13 protein-coding genes and 1 tRNA gene are annotated in these 18,229 nt (G+C 71.4%); 8 read left to right on the plus strand and 6 right to left on the minus strand.

Annotated features, from left to right (window positions below; translation table 11 throughout):
- Positions 1-267: 267 nt before the first annotated feature.
- A complete protein-coding gene (locus ABZ854_RS11170; protein ID WP_361207689.1) occupies positions 268-2,850 on the minus strand; it encodes an FtsX-like permease family protein in 2,583 nt (860 codons plus the stop codon).
- On the minus strand, positions 2,847-3,635 hold the full coding sequence (locus ABZ854_RS11175) for an ABC transporter ATP-binding protein (protein WP_129308728.1): 789 nt from the start codon (positions 3,633-3,635) through the stop codon (positions 2,847-2,849). The genes ABZ854_RS11170 and ABZ854_RS11175 overlap by 4 nt, the downstream gene beginning before the upstream one ends.
- A gap of 548 nt (positions 3,636-4,183) precedes the next feature.
- Between ABZ854_RS11175 and ABZ854_RS11180 the strand changes: the two genes are divergently transcribed.
- On the plus strand, positions 4,184-4,591 hold the full coding sequence (locus ABZ854_RS11180) for a DUF485 domain-containing protein (protein ID WP_361207693.1): 408 nt from the start codon (positions 4,184-4,186) through the stop codon (positions 4,589-4,591).
- Positions 4,592-4,692: 101 nt separating this feature from the next.
- Positions 4,693-6,276 carry a cation acetate symporter gene (locus ABZ854_RS11185; RefSeq protein ID WP_361207866.1) on the plus strand — a complete coding sequence of 528 codons (1,584 nt, stop codon included), beginning with the start codon at positions 4,693-4,695 and terminating at the stop codon, positions 6,274-6,276.
- A gap of 71 nt (positions 6,277-6,347) precedes the next feature.
- Here ABZ854_RS11185 and ABZ854_RS11190 read toward each other — a convergent pair whose 3' ends face one another.
- The 3 genes from ABZ854_RS11190 to ABZ854_RS11200 form a co-directional block, all read right to left on the minus strand.
- Positions 6,348-7,265, minus strand: a complete 918-nt coding sequence (locus ABZ854_RS11190) for a cellulose-binding protein (protein WP_361207696.1) — start codon at positions 7,263-7,265, stop codon at positions 6,348-6,350.
- A 240-nt stretch (positions 7,266-7,505) separates the two neighbouring features.
- Positions 7,506-10,637: an SUKH-4 family immunity protein gene (locus ABZ854_RS11195; protein ID WP_361207699.1), complete on the minus strand. Its 3,132-nt coding sequence runs from the start codon at positions 10,635-10,637 to the stop codon at positions 7,506-7,508.
- Positions 10,638-10,647: 10 nt separating this feature from the next.
- Complete coding sequence (locus ABZ854_RS11200) at positions 10,648-11,643, minus strand: SMI1/KNR4 family protein (RefSeq protein ID WP_361207702.1); 996 nt, start codon at positions 11,641-11,643, stop codon at positions 10,648-10,650.
- A 261-nt stretch (positions 11,644-11,904) separates the two neighbouring features.
- Here ABZ854_RS11200 and ABZ854_RS11205 point away from each other — a divergent pair, with 261 nt between their 5' ends.
- Together ABZ854_RS11205 and ABZ854_RS11210 are read left to right on the plus strand one after the other, a co-directional pair.
- The gene (locus tag ABZ854_RS11205) at positions 11,905-12,423 is read left to right on the plus strand and encodes a YwqJ-related putative deaminase (protein WP_361207705.1); all 519 of its coding nucleotides are present in this window, start codon (positions 11,905-11,907) and stop codon (positions 12,421-12,423) included.
- A 103-nt stretch (positions 12,424-12,526) separates the two neighbouring features.
- Positions 12,527-13,024, plus strand: a complete 498-nt coding sequence (locus tag ABZ854_RS11210) for an SUKH-3 domain-containing protein (protein ID WP_361207707.1) — start codon at positions 12,527-12,529, stop codon at positions 13,022-13,024.
- A gap of 12 nt (positions 13,025-13,036) precedes the next feature.
- Here ABZ854_RS11210 and ABZ854_RS11215 read toward each other — a convergent pair whose 3' ends face one another.
- Positions 13,037-14,359 carry a histidine kinase gene (locus ABZ854_RS11215; RefSeq protein ID WP_361207710.1) on the minus strand — a complete coding sequence of 441 codons (1,323 nt, stop codon included), beginning with the start codon at positions 14,357-14,359 and terminating at the stop codon, positions 13,037-13,039.
- A 166-nt stretch (positions 14,360-14,525) separates the two neighbouring features.
- On the opposite strand from ABZ854_RS11215, the gene ABZ854_RS11220 reads away from it, so the two are divergent.
- From ABZ854_RS11220 to ABZ854_RS11235, 4 genes are all read left to right on the plus strand, one after another.
- The gene (locus ABZ854_RS11220) at positions 14,526-15,386 is read left to right on the plus strand and encodes a hypothetical protein (protein ID WP_361207713.1); all 861 of its coding nucleotides are present in this window, start codon (positions 14,526-14,528) and stop codon (positions 15,384-15,386) included.
- A gap of 22 nt (positions 15,387-15,408) precedes the next feature.
- Positions 15,409-15,480, plus strand: a tRNA-Gln gene (locus ABZ854_RS11225).
- 114 nt (positions 15,481-15,594) lie between these two features.
- Positions 15,595-17,043 carry a bifunctional UDP-N-acetylglucosamine diphosphorylase/glucosamine-1-phosphate N-acetyltransferase GlmU gene (gene glmU / locus ABZ854_RS11230; protein ID WP_361207716.1) on the plus strand — a complete coding sequence of 483 codons (1,449 nt, stop codon included), beginning with the start codon at positions 15,595-15,597 and terminating at the stop codon, positions 17,041-17,043.
- 154 nt (positions 17,044-17,197) lie between these two features.
- Positions 17,198-18,178 carry a ribose-phosphate diphosphokinase gene (locus ABZ854_RS11235; RefSeq protein WP_361207719.1) on the plus strand — a complete coding sequence of 327 codons (981 nt, stop codon included), beginning with the start codon at positions 17,198-17,200 and terminating at the stop codon, positions 18,176-18,178.
- Positions 18,179-18,229 lie beyond the last annotated feature (51 nt).

Raw genomic sequence — 18,229 nt, forward strand, 5'->3', positions numbered from 1 at the left:
GCTCGGGGGGTCGAGAAGCGGCCCACCCGGGTCGGGGCTCGGGGGGACGAACAGTGGCCCGCAGGGGGGCGGGGCTCCGTGGGCCGAGAAGGAGCCCAGGCCGGTCGGGGCTCGGGGGGTCGAGAAGTGACCCACCCGGGTCGGGGCTCGGTCGGGCGAACAGTTGCCCACCCCCCAGGTACGCCAATGCCCGGCGCCGGAAGTCGGGTGACTTTCGGCGCCGGGCTCCTCCGCAACCCCCGTGTGCGGTGGCTTGTGGGGTGGTGGTCAGTCCGTGGCGATGGCGTTCAGGACGTTCATGCGGCCCGCCCGGAACGCCGGGATCAGGGCGGCGAAGAGGCCCACGAAGGCGGAGCCGATGAAGACGCCGATGATCGTCGGCCAGGGGATGTCCAGGATCTTCAGGCCCTGCAGGGCGAGGAGCTGCTGGGCGGTGGCGCCCCAGCCCATGCCCAGGCCGAGGCCGAGGAGGGCGCCGAAGACGGCGATCACCACGGACTCCAGGCGGATCATGCGGCGCAGCTGGCGGCGGGAGAGGCCGATGGCCCGCATGAGGCCGATCTCCCGGGTCCGCTCCACCACCGACAGGGCGAGGGTGTTCACGACTCCGAGGATCGCGACGATGATCGCGAGGGCCAGCAGGCCGTAGATCATGTTCAGCAGCTGGCCGATCTGGTCCTTCAGCTCCTGCTTGTAGTCGGTCTGGTCGCGGACCGTCACGCTCGGGTCCTTGTGCAGGGCCGTCTTCAGGGCCGTGTAGGCGGCGTCCTGCTGCCCGTCCTTGGCGCTGGCGAAGACCAGCTGGTCGAGTGGCATGCTGCCGGCGGGCACGTACTTCTTCAGCGTGGCCAGGGAGGTGTACTTGGCGCCCTGGTCGATCAGGTCCTTGCTGTTGGTGATGGCGCGGACCGTGAGGTGGGCGGTGGCCCCCTGGTCGAACTTGACGGTGATCTTCGAGCCGAGGTGGATGCCGTGGGCCTTGGCGAACTTCTCGTCGACCGACATCGAACCGGGCAGGTAGGCGTCCTTCAGGTCGCCGGCGACGGTCTTCTTGTGCAGGTCGGTGGCGTAGGTCGGGTCGGCGCCGGTGATGTCCGTCTTCTTGAGCGTCTTGCCGTCGGGGGTGGTGAAGTCGGCCTGGATCGGCCGGTACTCGGTGACGTGGGTCAGGCCCGCGGTGTCCTTGATGGCCTGCACGTCCTGCGGCTTGATGAGCTGGCCGTTGTCGCCCATCACGATGAAGTCCGTGCCGACGGTCTTGTCGAGCTGGTCGGTGGCCGAGGCGACCATCGAGGAGCCGACGACCGACAGGCAGGCGACGAGGGCGAGGCCGATCATCAGGGCGGCGCCGGTGGCGCCGGTGCGGCGCGGGTTGCGCAGCGCGTTGCGCTCGGCCATCCGGCCGACGGGGCCGAAGACGCGCAGGATGATCGCGCCGAGGACGCGCACCAGGCCGCCGGCGAGCAGCGGGCCGATGACGACGAACCCGATCAGGGTGAGCACCACGCCGAGGCCCAGCCAGCCGGAGCCGGCCTTGGCCTTGTCGGCGTTGGCGGCGGCGAAGAGGCTCGCGGTGCCGGCGCCGGTGAGGACCAGGCCGATCACGGCGCGTAGGACACCGGCCTTGGCGTCGGTGGGCGCACCGGAGTCGCGCAGCGCGGCCATCGGCGAGACCTTGCCGGCGCGGCGGGCCGGCAGGTAGGCGGCGAGGACGGTGACGACGACGCCGAGGATCACGCCGAGGACGGGGGTCGTCCAGGCGATCGTCAGGTCGTCGGTCGACAGGTGCATGCCCATCTTGCCCATGAGCTTCATCAGGCCGACCGCGATGCCGACGCCGGCGCCGACGCCGAGCGCGGAGCCGACCAGGCCGAGCAACAGGGCCTCGACGAGCACGGACCGGTTGACCTGCTTGCGGGAGGAGCCGATGGCCCGCATCAGGCCGATCTCCCGGGTGCGCTGGGCGACCAGCATCGAGAAGGTGTTGATGATCAGGAAGATGCCGACGAGGAAGGCGATCCCGGCGAAGCCGAGCATCGCGTACTTCATGACGTTCAGGAAGCCGCTGATCTGCTTCTGGTTGGCGTCGGCGACCTCCTTGGCGGTCTGCACCTTGTAGCCGTGGCCGCCGAGCGCGGCGGTCACGTTCTTCTTCAGCTGGACGTCGCTGACGCCCTTGGCGGCGGTGACGTTGACGTTGGTGTAGACGCCCGTCTTGCCGACGAGGGTCTGCTGGGCGGTCTTCGTGTCGAGGTAGAAGATCGCCGCGCCCGGGTTGGTGACGGTGAAGGTGGCGATGCCGGACACGCGCGCGTGGTGCGTGCCGACGGCGGTGAGGATGCCGATGTCGTCGCCGAGCCCGATGTGGTGCTTCTTGGCGGTGTCCGCGTCGACCATGACCTGGTCCGGGCCCTTGGGCGCCGTACCGGAGGTCACCTTCATGGTGCGGGCGTCGTTGCCGTTCCAACTGCCGACGATGGTCGGAGCGCCGCTGCTCGGGGAGAGCTTGTCGAGCTTGCTGTCGACGACGGTCACCGAGGTGGAGAACACCGTCCCCTCGGCCTTCTTCACGCCCGGCGTGTGGCGCACCCGGTCGACCACGGAGGCCGGCATGACCGGCGGCTTGCCGGTGCTGGAGGTGGTCTCACCGGTGTCGGAGGAGCCCTTGGCGCCCACCTGCACGTCGGAGGACGTGGCCTGGAACAGCTTGTCGAACGTGGTGTTCATCGTGTCGGTGAAGACGAGCGTCCCGCAGACGAACGCCACCGACAGCAGCACCGCGACGGCGGACAGCGCCATCCGGCCCTTGTGCGCGAAGAAGTTGCGCATGGAGGTCTTCATGACGGTCATGACGTACGCCCCCGGGCGTCGAAGTCCTTCATGCGGTCCAGGACCTGGTCGGCCGTCGGCTGGTACATCTCGTCGACGATCCTGCCGTCGGCGAGGTACAGCACGCGGTCGGCGTAGGAGGCGGCGACGGGGTCGTGGGTGACCATCACGATGGTCTGGCCCAGCTCGTCGACCGAGCGGCGCAGGAACCCGAGGACTTCGGCGCCGGCGCGCGAGTCGAGGTTTCCGGTCGGCTCGTCACCGAAGATGATCTCGGGGCGGGCGGCGAGCGCGCGGGCCACGGCGACACGCTGCTGCTGACCGCCGGAGAGCTGGGTCGGCCGGTGCTTGAGCCGCCCGGCGAGGCCGACGGTCTCCACGACCTGGTCCAGCCAGCCCCGGTCCGGCTTGCGGCCGGCGATGTCCATCGGCAGCGTGATGTTCTCCAGCGCGTTCAGCGTGGGCAGCAGGTTGAACGCCTGGAAGATGAACCCGATCCGGTCCCGGCGCAGCTTGGTGAGCTTCTTGTCCTTCAGGCCGGTGATCTCGGTCTCGTCGAGGTAGATCTGACCGCTGGTCACGGTGTCGAGCCCGGCGAGGCAGTGCATCAGCGTGGACTTGCCGGACCCCGAGGGGCCCATGATCGCGGTGAACTGGCCGCGGGCGATGTCCACGTCGACGTGGTCCAGTGCGACGACACGGGTCTCCCCGGCGCCGTACGCCTTCACGACCTGCCGCGCCCGCGCGGCGACGGCCGTAGTCCCTCCAGTACCCCCGTGCCTGGGAACAGTCACAGCCGAAGTCACGGTATATCTCCTATGTCGGTCAGCAAGTCGGTGTCGGCGTCCCGCCGAAGCGGTGCGTCCTGAGTGGTGCGGCGTACGGTGTCTTCGTACGTCGACGAGTCTCGCGGGCGGCAGTGGTGCCGCGCGCTGGTGCGGAGCCCCCTCTTCTCCGGGGGAAATCCCCACCCCCGCTGGTTCGGTCAGCCACCCCCCGGCGGCGTAAAGCCAGGTTAAGGACCGCACGGGGCCCTTCTCGTCCTCCGGGGGGACGAACCCTCCCCGACCCGTAGTACGGAGGAACCCCTAGGGGCTGTCCACCGACGGGTGGAGTCCGCCTAGGGGTCGGCTCCACCCCCCGGCCCTACGCCGGCACCCGTTTCGAACCGGTTCGGACCCCCAGCCTGCACCCTTCCGCGGCGTGAGGGTCAACAGGCAAGCGCATACCGACCGTCCAGTTCGCTGAAACCCTCGCGCATCGCGGCTACCTGCGAGTAACGTGCGTCTCCACTCCCACCCCCCACCTCCCTGCGGTCCGCCGCCGCGGACCCGAACCACGCAAGGAGCCCGGGATGTCACACGACCACCCGCCGCACCTCACCTATCCCTGGCAGCCCCCACCGCCACCGCCCATGCCGCCCGGCCCGCCCCGGCCACAGCCCCCGCGCGAACCCCTCGGCCACCACAGCGACCTGCGCGTCCTGCGCGGCGCCTACCGACTGCAACGGCGCACCGCCACGGTCACCGCGCTCGGCTACTTCACCCTGTTCCTGGTGCTGTCCGCGTTCGCCCCGGACGTCATGACGAGCACCGTCGCCGACGGCATCCCCGCCGGACTGCTGCTCGCCCTCCTCCAACTCCCCGTCACCTGGCTGGCGATCGCCCTGTACGAACACACCGCGCGCCGTCACGTGGACCCCCTCGCGGACCGCATCCGCAAAGAGGCCGAAGTGGACGCACGCCGAGGAGCCGGCCGATGAGCACCCCCCTGACCGCCGCCCTCGGCGCCCCCTTGAGCACGCTCGCCGCCGGGCCGCCCGACCCCGCCGGCTTCACCGGGTTCAGCGGCTCCGGGCAGACGATGTCCCTGGTCGCCTTCTCCGCCGTGGCCACCGTCACCCTGCTGCTGTGCGTGATGACCGGCCCCGACCGCGAGGACGACCTCGACGAGTTCTACACCGGCTACGGCTCCCTGTCCCCCCTGCGCAACGGCCTCGCCATCGCCGGCGACTACATCTCCGCCGCCACCGTCCTCGGCACCGGCGGCGTGGTCGCCCTGTGCGGCTACGACGGTGTCGTCCTCGCCCTCAGCACGGCCCTGTCCCTGCTCCTGCTGATGTTCCTGCTGGCCGAACCCCTGCGCAACGCGGGCCGGTTCACCATGGGCGACGCGCTGGCCCGCCGCATGCCGGGCCGTGCGGTGCGGATCTCCGCCTGCGCGGTCACCATCGCCGCGCTGCTGCCGCTGATGCTGGTCCAGCTCGCCGGCACCGGCCAGCTGATGGCGTTCATCCTCGGCTTCTCCAGCGAGACCCTGCAGACCGGCTGCGTCATCGGACTCGGCGTCCTGATGATCAGCTACGCGGCGATCGGCGGCATGAAGGGCACCGCCCTCATCCAGATCCTGAAGATAGTGATGCTGCTCGGCTCCGGCGCCGTCATCGCCGTACTGATGCTGCGCCGCTTCGACTGGGACCCCGGCGCGCTCTTCCACACCGCCGCCCGGCAGAGCGGCGCCGGAACGGCGTTCCTGCACTCCGGGCTCCAGTTCGGCGGCTCGGCCACCCCCCGCCTGGACATGATCACCTCGGAGCTGACCATCGTCCTCGGCGGCGGCGTGCTGCCGCACGTCACGATGCGCATGTACACCGCGTCCAGCGCCCGCCAGGTGCGCCGCTCGATGTCCTGGGCGGTGTCCATCGTCGCGGCGTTCGTCCTGGTCATCACCGTCGTCGGGTTCGGCGCCACGGCCCTGTTGGGCCGTACGGCGATCGGGCTCGCCGACCCGCAGGGCAACACGGCGTATCTGCTGGGCACGCGCGCGGTGTTCGGCACCGACGTGTCCACGGTGGAGACGTTCCTGTTCACCATGGTCACCACGGCGATCTTCCTGACCCTGCTCGCCTCGGTCGCCGGCATGATCCTCGCCTGCGCCAACTCTCTGGCCCACGACGTGTTCGCCGCCCGCGTCCGGGCGATGCCGGCCCGCCGCGAGATGACCCTGGCACGGCTGTCCGCGCTGGCCATCGGCGTGCCGACGATCCTGCTGGCGACCCTGGTGCAGCACCACAGCCTGCAGCCGCTGGTCACCCTCTCCTTCTGCCTGGGCGCCTCGGCGATCGCCCCGGCCCTGGTGTACGGCCTCTTCTGGCGCCGCTACACCCGCACCGGACTGCTGGCCACCCTGCTCGGCGGCTCACTGACCGTGTTGCTGCTCATGCCGGGCACCAACCTCGTCTCCGGCTCACCCACCTCGGCGTTCCCGCACGCCGACTTCAACTGGTTCCCGTTCACCACCACGGGCATCGTCTCCATCCCGGCCGGCTTCCTCCTCGGCTGGCTGGGCACGGTCCTCTCCGGCCGCGGACAGGCGGAGGAACAGCGCCGCCAGTATGAGGGGGTGGAAGGCCGCATCCTGGCGGGGGCGGTACGGAAGGGAAGCTGACGCACGCCCGTCGTCCGAAGGGAGGCCGGTGTGCGGGCGGTCACTCGGCCGGGGCGCCGGTGTGCGGGCGGTCACTCGGCGGGGGCACGGCCCGTGAGGGTGATCAGGCTGTTGCGCACGTGATCCATGTGGGCCTGGAGGTCGTTGCGCGTCTCCTTGTGCCCGCGCAGCACCCGTTCGGTCTGCCGGGCGACGCGCTCCTCGCGCACCCGCGCCTCCGCGACAATCTCGGCGGCACGCACCTCCGCCTCCTCCAGACAGCGGCGGGCCTCCTCCTCCGCGTCCGTGAACTCCCGTTCCACCTCGGCCAGGGCGGCCTCCGCGCGGGCCACCCGCTCGTCCGGCGACACCTGCGCCGCGACCCCCTCACCGGTGTCCGCTCCCGCGACCGCGCCCTGGGCGTCGAGACCGGCCTCGACCTCGGCCAGCCTCTCGGCGTGCTCCCGCGCCTGCTCGGCGAGCATGCCCGTGGTGCGCTGCCGTACCTCGCGCAGCGCGGCGAGCGCCTCACCGCGCCGCTCCTTCACCTCGCGCCGGGCGCCGACGCGCAGGTCGTCGGCCTCGGCCTGGGCCGCCAGGAGCCGCTGGCGGGCACGGTCCTCGGCCTCCGCGCGAAGCGCGTCCGCGGCCTCCTGCGCCTCCCGGCGGACCGCCTGGGCGCTCGCCTCGGCCTGCGCGACCTGTTTCTCCGCCGCGCGCCGGGCACGCACCCGTACGTCCGCCGCCTCGTCGAGCACGAGCTGGTAGAGGCGCCGGGCGCTCTCCCCGAGCGACTCGTACGTCTGCGGCGCGAGCTGGGCGACGGCCTCGCGCAGCGCGACGGCCTCCGCCTCCATCTCCCTGGCGAGCACGGTCAGCCGCGCGGCGCGCTCCCACGCGGCGTCCCGGTCCCGCGACAGGGCCTCCAGGTACGCGTCGACCTGAGCGGGGCGGTAGCCGCGCCCCCGGATGGTCACGAAGCCATGCGGCGGCACCGATGCGCTGCTCACCCTGGGAACCCCTCTCCACCGGACATACACGACAGGATGATTTCGCGCATATCTTGATGGATCGGACGTAAGTGTTCATAACGCGACACTCCGCAGGCATGTCGCGGTCGAAGCCGGCACGAGTTCGTGCACGACGGTGGTGCGGGGCACGCCGAAGGGCCGGGCCCGACCATCCGACCGGACCCGGCCCCTCGGCCGTTCAACCCCTGTGGGCTGGGACGTCGCCGCCCCCGCGGACTCCTACAGCAGCCCGTCCCACATCTGCTCCAGCAGCACCGACCACCAGCTCTCCGGCGAAGCCAGCGCAGCCGGATCCAGGGAGGACAACTGGGCCTGGAAATCCACCGTCCAGCGGCCCGCCTGCTCCTGGTTCAGCCCGTACCGCAGCCGCCACATCCGGCCCAGCAGCGCCAGACAGCGCGCGAACTCCGGCAGCCCCGAGTTCACGAACTGCGGCGCCACCGGCGCACCGCCCGGCCCCGCCTCCACCGGCACGGCCACGATGTTCGCGGTGCCGTACTGCACACACACGGCCCGGCCGAAGTCCGTCCCCATCACGAGGTACGACCCCGCGTCCGGCGCCGGCTGCACCCCGCGCTCGGCCGCCAGCTCCGCCAGCGTCGGCACCGGACGGCCCGGCTGGGCCTGCGCCCAGAAGAACGGACCGAGGTCCACCGGCAGCCCGGCCGCCACCAGCGTGTGCGCCACGACCGGCGGCACACCCTGCCGCGACACCGCCTGCTGCTCGAACCGGAACACACCGGGCCCGAACACGCCCGCCAGCTCCTGCCCGATCGCCTCCGGCGGCACCGGCGGCACGGGCTGCACCGGCGGCAGCGGCGCCCGCACCGGCGCCGGCCGCGCGGGACCGTCCGCGACCTGGTGCAACTCGCCCTGGTGCGCCAGCAGTTGCTGCATACCCTGCTGCCGGCTGGCGTGATCGGTGCCGTACGGCGCGATGCTCGTGATCCGCGCCTGCGGCCACTGCTCGCGGATCATCCGCGCACAGTACGCGCCCGGCAGCTCACACGACTCCAACTCGGTGTGCAGCTCCAGCACCTGGTCGGCGGGCACGTTCATCGCCCGCAACTCGTGGAAGATCTGCCACTCCGGGTGCGGCGTGCCCGGCGCCGAACGCCGGATCAGCTGCTGCTCCGAACCGTCCTGCGCGCGGTAGCGCAGGACCGCCTGGTAACCGGGGCCGACCGTCGGCTGCCCCTGCGGCGGATACCCGTACGCCCCCGCCTGCCCCGGCAGCGGGACACCGGCGGGCGGCATCGCGCCGGGAGGCGTGGGCTGCGCCATCCCGGGAGCACCGGGCACCGGCGGCGGCATACCGGGCCCGCCCGGAGCACCGGGGCCGGGCGGCATGCCCGGGACACCGGGAACACCGGGAGCGCCAGGAGCACCCGGCGGCATTCCGGGAACACCCGGGGCCGGCGGGGGCGGGGGCGCGCCCGGACCGGCCACCGGCGGCGCGGCCAGGACGGTCTCCGCGTGGTGTACGGCACCCCGCGCGCCCGGAGCACCCGGCGCACCCGGCGGCTGCGGCGCGCCAGGAGCGGCGGGCATACCCGGGGTCCCCGGGGCGCCGGGCGGGTTCGGCATGCCCGGCGCGGGCGGGGGCGGAGGCGGGGTGCCCGGGGCCCCGGGAGCACCGGGGGCGTTCGGCGGCGGCGGTACCGGGCCGGGTCCGCCCAGCAGGCTCGGATCGGCGAACACTGTGGCCGCGTGGTGGACGTTGCCCGGCGGAGTACCGCCCGGCGCGCCGGGCGGGCTGGGCGGGCTGGGAGCACCCGGAGCGGCCGGCACCTCGGGCTGCCCGTCCGGTCCGAGCGCCGACACCAGCTGGGTGCGGACGTAGCCGCCCGGAGGCGTTCCCGGCTCGGCAGGCGCGGGCGGCGGGGGCGTACTCCCCGGGCGTCCGCCCGGCGCACCGGGCGCACCCGGCGGAGGCGGCGGCGCGCCCGCCCCGGCACGGCCCTTCCGCGGCGGCGGCGCGGCCTTGCTCGTCGCGGCGTCCGCGATGTCCCCGGCGTTCGGCGCGAGCGGCCGCCCGGGAACGGCCGAACCCGACTGCGACTGCGCCGCGTTCGGGTCACCGCCCGGCGCCGGCGCCTGCGGGTAGCCGTACGGCGGAGGGGTGCTGCCCTGCGGCGCACCACTCCCCGGGACCGGGGGCGCGGGCGGGGTACCGTGCGCCGGAGCGTACGCCGGTGCGCCCGGCGGGGGCGTACCCGGTGCCGCCTGGGCCGCCGGCGCCTCCGGGTAGCCGTACGACGCCGGACCCGGCGGGGGCGTACTCCCCTGCGGAGCCCCGGGAGTCACCGGAGCCGCCGGCGCCCCCGGCCCGGACGAGTCGTCGAGCGCCCGCGAGACCCTCGTACGCGGCAACTGGCTGCCCCCCGACATCAGCGCCGTCTTCGCGTCCGGCGCGGCCGCCGGCGGACGCGGCGGCTCGTCGGCCTGCTCGCTCAACGGCGGCGCGAACACCGTCGCCGGCAGCGGCACCGAACGATCCTCCCCAGCCTCGGCGTTCGTGTCCGTACCGGCCCACGGCGTCGCCCCGGGGGACGCGTCCCGCACGCCGGACCCGGCGCCGGTACCACCCGTGGGCGCGTCCGCACCGGACCACGGCGCCGCCTGCCCCGACGTGTCCCGCGCCCCGGCCACCGCACCCGTCCCGCCGGTGTTCGTGTCCGTACCGGTCCACGGCGTGGCTCCGGCGGGCGCTTCCTGCTCCCCACCTGTCGCCCCGGCCCGGCCGGCCGCCGCAGCGGGCACCCCGGCCTGCGTCTCGGCCAGGCCACCGGGGGACGGAGCCACACCGGGAACGAAACCCGCGCCGGAACCCGAAGCCCCAGCCGCAGACGGGGACGGAGACGGCGGCGCGGCGGCGGCCGGAGCCGCGACAGCATCCGCGGCCGCGGCCGAACCGGAACCCACCCCCGCGCCCGAATCCGCACCCGCGCCCTCGCCCGACCGGCGGTCCGGGATGCCCATCCTGTCCGCCGCCTCCTGCAACCACTCCGGCGGACTCAGCAGGAACGACGTCTGGTTCAGGTCCACCCGGGCCGCGGCCGGCGCCGGAACCGGCGCCCCGGCCTCGTCGGGACGGCCGTACTCCTCCTCGTACCGGCGGATCACCTCACCCACCGGCAGCGCCGGCCACAGCGTCGCCTCACCCGTGTCCCGGGCCAGCACCAACCGCTGCCCACCCGCGTCCGAACGCGGACCGTCCGCCCGGTCCTCGCCCCACACCACGAAACCCAGCTCGAACTCCCGCACCCGCACCTCACGATGCTGGTACGACGGGACGTCCCCGTTGATCCACTCCTCGGCGCGCTCCTGCGCCTGCGCGAAAGTCACCATCGCTGAACGCTCACTCCCCCACCGGAACCGACGACACCGGAACGGCACGCGCGAAACCGCCGTCCACCATCAGATTCGCCACCGTCTCCAGCTCCGGCGGATTACCCGCCAGCCGCGACAGGAACCCGTCGAAGTCCTCACCGCACGGCAACAGCAACCGCTCCACCCGCTCCGCCGGCGGACACGACGGATCCACGTCCCGCACATCGTCGTACGCGCAGAACCACACCGAACCCAGCCGCTCGCCCTTCACCTTCACCGCGAGCAGACCACCCTGCACGAAACCCACGCACAGATAGTCCTTCGTCAGATGGTCCCGCAGACACTTGTTGACGTACACCAGGTCATTGACCGCCGCCTCCTCACGCACCGTGAAGAACGGCTGGTCCACCAGCAGACCCAGCTCGGCGTCCAGCGCCGCACCCACCGGAGCACAACCACCCGCCGCCTTCAAGAACGACCGGTACGCACCCGGCAGCCGGTACCCGAGGTCCTCCTCGACCCCCTGCACCTGCGCCTCCGACACCGCCACACCCGACTTCGGCAACCCGAAATGCGCCGGACGCGTCTCCTGCAACGGCCGCGTCCCCCGCTTTCCGTGCTCCACCCGAGCCGTCGCCACCCCACCGTGATGCCGCAGCAACGCCTTCACCTCGACCGGCACCAGCTCCAGCCGCCGCGACCCCACCACGTGATGCCACGTCCAGCCGTGCGGCGTCGCCACATCCGGCACCGTGTCCCACAACTCGTGCCCCGTCGCCGCGAGCGCCGCGTTCGCCGACACATAGTCCGTCAGCCGCAACTCGTCGACACCGAAACCCTCCGGCGGATCGGCGATCTCCGCCGCCGCACGCGCATACGGAGAGAAATCGGGGTAACCGCCGTCATCGACCCGTACCCCTCTCGGGTGACGTGCCGCCCGCACCGGATCCGGGAAGTGCACGACCTGCCCGGCATAGGCCGCGTTCGGCGGCGCGGCCTCCTGCCCGAGCCGACCTGTCGTCATGGCGGTTGCCCCCTGCGGCGTCATCTCTGGCCTGAACGGCGGTATCGATCGCGGATGCCGACAGCCTAAGCGCTACCCGCACCCCGGTCACCGGCCCACCATGACGACGAGACAACCGCCACTCCCCCACCGTGACCAGCCGTCACCCCGCCGTGACAGCCCGCCCCCCGCCGGGCGTGTCGCGCCGCCCCAGCTTCCGCACCAGCCACGGCATTTGGCACTCTGTGTCCTTCGGGGGACACCCGGGAGGGGAAGACGACCATGAACACGGCACAGACCGGAGGAACCGACATGCGGGCGGCCGGCGACCCCCGCATCGACTGGAGCGGCACCGACACACCCCCCGCACCCACCCTCCTGCACCGCCGCGACGGCATCCTGCCCACCGTCGCCGCCGCCCTCTCCGTCCGCGGCGCCACCCTCACCGGCACACCCGCCCGCGGCGAGGAACCCCCACCCCTGCACCCCCTCGTCCAGGACTTCCTCGACACCCTCACCAGCGCCCAACGCGACCGCTTCACCGGCCGCTGCGCCGAGACCATCCTCATCTCCCGCCACATCAGCGCCGCCGACGCCGCCCGCAGCAAACGCGCCGCCCGCAAACCCATGAGCAACAGCGAGGCACGCAAAGCCCTCAAACAGGCCAAACTCACCACCCGCCGCATACGCGAGGACGGCGACCCCCTCCACGGCAGCTTCGCCACCCCCTGCCGCACCTGCACCGCGCTCAGCGCCCACTTCGGCGTCCGCATCGTCGACCCCACCGCAACCGGCGACTGACCCCCCGGCGTCCCGACCCCGGAACCAACCGTCCCGGAACCACCCCGTCACCGGAACCACCGCACCCCGCGAACCACCGGCACACCCGACGAGCGAAGAGCATATGCACCCCGACCGCAGCTCCACCACACGCTTCCCCGTGCCCGTCGACGCCGCCCTGCGCGCCGCCGGCTGGCACCCCGGACGCTGGGACATCAAACAAGCCGAGATCTGGGCCGACACCCTCCGCGAACACACCTCACCCGCCGGCCACCAGCACACCGTCTTCCCCGCCGCCGTCGAAGCCTGGGCCGAATTCGGCGCCCTGCGCATCACCCCCACCGGCCCCGGCCGCCAGATCGCCCCCGCCACCCTCCACCTCGACCCCCTCCACGGCCTCCACCACGCCCGCACCCTCGGCGACCTCGGCCGCGCCCTCGGCACCGAGGTCTGCCCCCTCGGCGAGGAAACCGACACCGACGCCCTCCTCGCCATCGACACCGAAGGCCGCGTCTACACCCTCGACCACACCGGCGACTGGTACGCCGGCCCCGACATCGACCACGCCCTCGCCACCCTCATCGCCGGCATCGAACCCCTACGCCTCACCGCCACCCCCTGAGCCGACGGCCCCCTACCCCACCGCCGGAATCACCGCCGACACCCGGAAACCCCCCACATCCGTCGGCCCCGACACGAACACCCCACCCAGCCCCAGCACCCGCTCCCGCATCCCCACCAGACCGTTCCCACCCGACGGCAACCCCACCGCCGACGCCGACGCCGGCTCACCCGGCGGCTCGTTCTCCACCTGCATCGCGATCTCCGCCCCCCGATGCGCCAACCGCACATGCGTCTTCGCCCCCGCCGCATGCTTGTGCACGTTCGTCAACGCCTCCTGCACCACCCGGTACGCCGTCTGCTCCACCTCCGCCGCGTACACCCGCACCTCCCCCTCCACGGAAAGATCCACCACCATCCCCGCCGCGGCCGACTGCCCCACCAACTCCTCCAACTCCGACAGACACGGCCCGCCCTCGTCATCAGCCGCCCGCGAAGCATCAGCATCGGCCGCCGCAGCCGCAGCCACCCCCACCGCAGCCAACGGCACAGCAACAGCACCCCGGCCGCCCGCACCCTCCCCCGCCCGCAGCACCCCCAGCATCTCCCGGAGCTCCGTCAAAGCCTGCCGCCCCATGTCCCCCACCAGAGCGGCATTCCGCACCGCCTTCTCCGGATCCTTCCGCGCCACCGCCTGCAACGCCGCCGCATGCACCACCATCAACGACACCCGGTGCGCGACCACGTCATGCATCTCCCGCGCGATCCGCGTCCGCTCCTCGCTACGCGCCCACTCGGCCCGCTCCTCCGCCCGCTCCGCCAGCAACTGAAGCTCCCGCTCCAGACTGTCCGCCCGCTCCCGCAAACTCTCCATCAAACGCCGCCGCGCCCCCACGTACAGACCCAGCAGCAACGGCGGAGCCGTCAGCCCCACCGACGTCGTGATCGACGCGAACGGCACGAACCAGTCACCCAGCGCGAGATCCCCCCGCGCCATGTCCTGCCGCACCCGCACGAACGACACGATCATCGTCCCCAGCAGCGACATCCCCGCCAACGCCGCGATGACCCGCCGCGGCACCTCGCACGACGCCAGCGTGTACAGGCCCACGATGCCCATCAGGAAGCCCATCTCGGCCGGCGTGATCGCGATCGCGACCAGCACCACCGCGATCGGCCACTGCCTGCGCACCAGCAGCACCGACCCCGCGAGCACCCCGAACAGGACCCCCACCCACACCGGAATCCCCGCGTCCCGCGCGAACGGAACCCCCTCCGCACCGCACTCCACCGCGGACACCAGCGCCAGACACCCGTCCAGCACCGCCCCGCGCCGCCGCGCCCACCACCAGGGGCCGGTCAGCCCCCTGGCGCGGTCTTCCCCCGTCATGGTCATGCACCCAGCCTACGGGCGAGGACTACACCTCTTCCGGTGAGTTTCGCCTACCGGCCCGCAGCACGCTCCCGCCTCGAACGCCGTCGAAACAATCCGGTATCCCTCGAACTGCTGAACGTCCCCCGTTCACGACCGGAACCAGCCATTCCGGCTGGACGGTATGCCTATGACGTACACGAACGGCAAATACGCCGACTTCGAGGCACTGCGCGAGCGAGCGGTTGCCTTGCGGCGGGCCGGACTCAGCCGACGGCAGATCCGCGACCGCCTGCACGTCGACAACAACGACATCCTCAACCGCCTCCTGGAGGGCGAACCGCCGCCGGCCTGGACGAAACGCCCCAACGCGAAGGACGACCTGCGAGCGAGGGCCAGGGAGCTACGACTCCAGGGCTGGACCTACGACCAGATCCAGGTGGAATTGGGCTGCTCCAAGAGCTCGATCTCGCTGTGGGTGCGGGATCTGCCTAAGCCGGAACGCCGGGACCCGTCCGAGCAAGCCAAGCTCGCGTCACAGAAGAGGTGGAAGCACGAACTGGCAGTCCGCGACGAGGAGCGACAGAAGACGAAAGCAGCGGCTCAAAGCCAGGTCGGCCACCTGTCCGACCGAGAGGTGTTCCTGACAGGCGTGGCCCTCTACTGGGCGGAGGGCGCCAAGGACAAGGCATACGACCGCCGCGAAAGGCTGCAATTCATCAACAGCGACCCGGACGTCATCAGCTTCTACCTGCGGTGGCTCGACACACTCGGCGTCGAGCCGGAGCGCCTACGGTTCCGGGTCAGCATCCACGAGTCGGCTGACGTGACGGCAGCCGAAGAGTTCTGGGCTGCCTTGGCGGGCGTGGAGCCCCCCACGTTCCAGAGGGCCACACTCAAGAAGCACAATCCAAGGACGAGCCGGAAGAACACGTTGGAGGCATACCGAGGCTGCCTGGTCATCTACGTATCGAAGAGCGCCGATTTGTATCGTCGCATGGAGGGCGCTTGGTACGGCATAGTAGGAGACGCCACTCGACGGCTGGAGTAAATGTCCGGTTTAGTCGATATATTCCCCCGTGGTGTAATTGGCAGCACTGTGGCTTTTGGTGCCATCTGTCCGGGTTCAAGTCCTGGCGGGGGAGCTTTGCTCAGTTCGGGTCCTGGCTACACAGCCAGGACCCGCTCTCATGCCCCCCCCGAAGTGCCACCGGTATCCTGCGGGATGTCCAACCCCACCCAAAGCCGAAGGGCATCCCGTGAGCGCCATTCGCCCGGCAGCCGTCGTCGTTCTCGCAGCGGGTGAGGGCACCCGTATGAAGTCGGCCACGCCGAAGGTCCTGCATCAGATCTGCGGCCGTTCCCTCGTGGGCCACGTGCTGGCCGCCGCCGGGGAGTTGGCGCCGCGGAACCTCGTCGTCGTGGTGGGCCACGCCCGTGAGCAGGTAGCCGCGCACCTCGCCGAGATCGACCCCGGTGTGCGTACGGCGGTACAGGCGGAGCAGAACGGGACCGGGCACGCCGTGCGGATGGGCCTGGAGGAGCTGGGCGGTGCGGTCGAGGGGACCGTCGTCGTCGTGTGCGGCGACACCCCGCTGCTGACCGGGGACACGCTCGCGCGGCTGGCGCGGACGCATGAGGCGGACGGCAACGCCGTGACCGTGCTGACGGCCGAGGTGCCGGACGCGACCGGGTACGGGCGGATCGTGCGGGACGAGATGACCGGTGCGGTGACCGCGATCGTGGAGCACAAGGACGCCTCGGACGCGCAGCGGTCGATCCGGGAGATCAACAGCGGGGTGTTCGCGTTCGACGGGGCGCTGCTGGCGGACGCGCTGAAGAGGGTGCGGACGGACAACAGTCAGGGTGAGGAGTACCTGACGGATGTGCTGGGGATTCTGCGGGAGGCCGGGCACCGGGTGGGTGCTTCGGTGGCCGGGGATCACCGGGAGATCGCGGGGATCAACAACCGGGTGCAGTTGGCGGAGGCCCGTCGGACCCTGAACGACCGGCTGTTGACGCGGGCGATGCTGGACGGTGTGACCGTGGTGGATCCGGCGTCGACGTGGGTGGATGTGACGGTGGAGTTCGGGCAGGACGCGGTCGTGTATCCGAACACGTTGCTGACGGGGTCGACGCGGGTCGGTGCGGGTGCCGAGGTGGGGCCGAACAGCCGGCTGAACGACACCGTGGTGGGTGCGGGGGCGCGGGTGGACAACACGGTGGCCGATGGTGCGCGGGTGGGTGAGCTGGCGTCGGTGGGGCCGTACGCGTATCTGCGGCCGGGGACGCGTCTGGGTGTGAAGGCGAAGATCGGTACGTATGTGGAGACGAAGAACTCGTCGATCGGTGAGGGGACGAAGGTTCCGCATCTGTCGTACGTCGGGGATGCGACGATCGGTGATTTCACGAACATCGGGGCGGCGAGTGTGTTCGTGAACTACGACGGGGAGAGCAAGCATCACACCACTGTCGGGTCGCACTGCAAGACGGGTTCGGACAACATGTTTGTGGCGCCTGTCACGGTGGGGGACGGTGCTTACACCGCTGCCGGGTCGGTGATCACGAAGGATGTGCCGGCTGGTTCGCTGGCTGTGGCACGCGGTCAGCAGCGGAATATCGAGGGTTGGGTGGCTCGGAAGCGTCCGGGGAGCGCGGCGGCGAAGGCGGCCGAGGCGGCGTCCCGGCGGGGTGGGGGCGAGGCCTGACCGGAAACGGGTGCGCCAAACACGGCGTACCGTGATAAGTGCACATCCGCACGAGTGCATACCCGCACCCCTACCAGCCGATTCGGGCTCGCGCGCGCACGCGTGACGCAGTATGAGCAGTCGGCCGGCTGAGAACCTCTGAGGAGACAGTGCTGTGACCGGGATCAAGACGACCGGCGAGAAGAAGTTGATGTTCTTCTCCGGCCGCGCCCACCCCGAGCTTGCCGAGGAGGTCGCCCAGAAGCTGGGTGTCGGGGTCGTCCCGACGAAGGCCTTCGACTTCGCCAATGGTGAGATCTATGTGCGGTATCAGGAGTCGGCGCGTGGTGCGGACTGTTTCCTGATCCAGAGCCACACGGCGCCGATCAACAAGTGGATCATGGAGCAGTTGATCATGATCGACGCGTTGAAGCGTGCGTCGGCCCGTTCGATCACCGTGATCGTGCCGTTCTACGGTTACGCGCGGCAGGACAAGAAGCACCGTGGACGTGAACCGATCTCGGCGCGTCTGATCGCGGATCTGATGAAGACGGCGGGTGCGGACCGGATCCTGACGGTCGACCTGCACACGGACCAGATCCAGGGCTTCTTCGACGGTCCGGTGGACCACCTGTTCGCGCTGCCGCTGCTGGCGGACTACGTGGGCGGCAAGGTGGACCGGGACAAGCTGACGATCGTGTCGCCGGACGCGGGCCGGGTGCGGGTGGCGGACCGCTGGTGTGACCGGTTGGGTGCGCCGCTGGCGATCGTGCACAAGCGCCGGGACAAGGACGTGGCGAACCAGGTGACCGTCCACGAGGTCGTGGGTGAGGTCGAGGGCCGCGTGTGTGTTCTGGTGGACGACATGATCGACACGGGTGGGACGATCTGTGCCGCCGCGGACGCGCTGTTCGCGCACGGTGCGGAGGATGTCATCGTGACGGCGACGCATGGTGTGCTGTCGGGTCCGGCGGCGGACCGGTTGAAGAACTCGCGGGTGAGTGAGTTCGTGTTCACGGACACGTTGCCGACGCCGGGTGAGCTGGCTGCGGATCTGGACAAGATCAAGGTGCTGTCGATCGCTCCGACGATCGCGAGCGCGGTGCGTGAGGTGTTCGAGGACGGGTCGGTGACCTCGCTCTTCGACGAGCAGTGAGGTTTCTGCAGATCGTTGCGCCGGCTTGCGTTCCGGCGTAGCTGAAGATCC

The organism is Streptomyces sp. NPDC047028, from assembly GCF_040644095.1.
In the GTDB taxonomy this organism is placed as follows: Bacteria; Actinomycetota; Actinomycetes; order Streptomycetales; family Streptomycetaceae; genus Streptomyces.

Excerpts from the sequence above, each read along its gene's own strand:
- ABZ854_RS11170 (WP_361207689.1), bottom strand. The coding sequence starts at position 2,850 with ATGACCGTCATGAAGACCTCCATGCGCAACTTCTTCGCGCACAAGGGC.
- ABZ854_RS11180 (WP_361207693.1), top strand. The coding sequence starts at position 4,184 with ATGTCACACGACCACCCGCCGCACCTCACCTATCCCTGGCAGCCCCCA.
- ABZ854_RS11210 (WP_361207707.1), top strand. The coding sequence starts at position 12,527 with ATGCACCCCGACCGCAGCTCCACCACACGCTTCCCCGTGCCCGTCGAC.
- ABZ854_RS11220 (WP_361207713.1), top strand. The coding sequence starts at position 14,526 with ATGACGTACACGAACGGCAAATACGCCGACTTCGAGGCACTGCGCGAG.
- ABZ854_RS11200 (WP_361207702.1), bottom strand. The coding sequence starts at position 11,643 with ATGACGACAGGTCGGCTCGGGCAGGAGGCCGCGCCGCCGAACGCGGCC.
- ABZ854_RS11195 (WP_361207699.1), bottom strand. The coding sequence starts at position 10,637 with ATGGTGACTTTCGCGCAGGCGCAGGAGCGCGCCGAGGAGTGGATCAAC.
- ABZ854_RS11215 (WP_361207710.1), bottom strand. The coding sequence starts at position 14,359 with ATGACCATGACGGGGGAAGACCGCGCCAGGGGGCTGACCGGCCCCTGG.
- ABZ854_RS11185 (WP_361207866.1), top strand. The coding sequence starts at position 4,693 with ATGTCCCTGGTCGCCTTCTCCGCCGTGGCCACCGTCACCCTGCTGCTG.
- ABZ854_RS11205 (WP_361207705.1), top strand. The coding sequence starts at position 11,905 with ATGAACACGGCACAGACCGGAGGAACCGACATGCGGGCGGCCGGCGAC.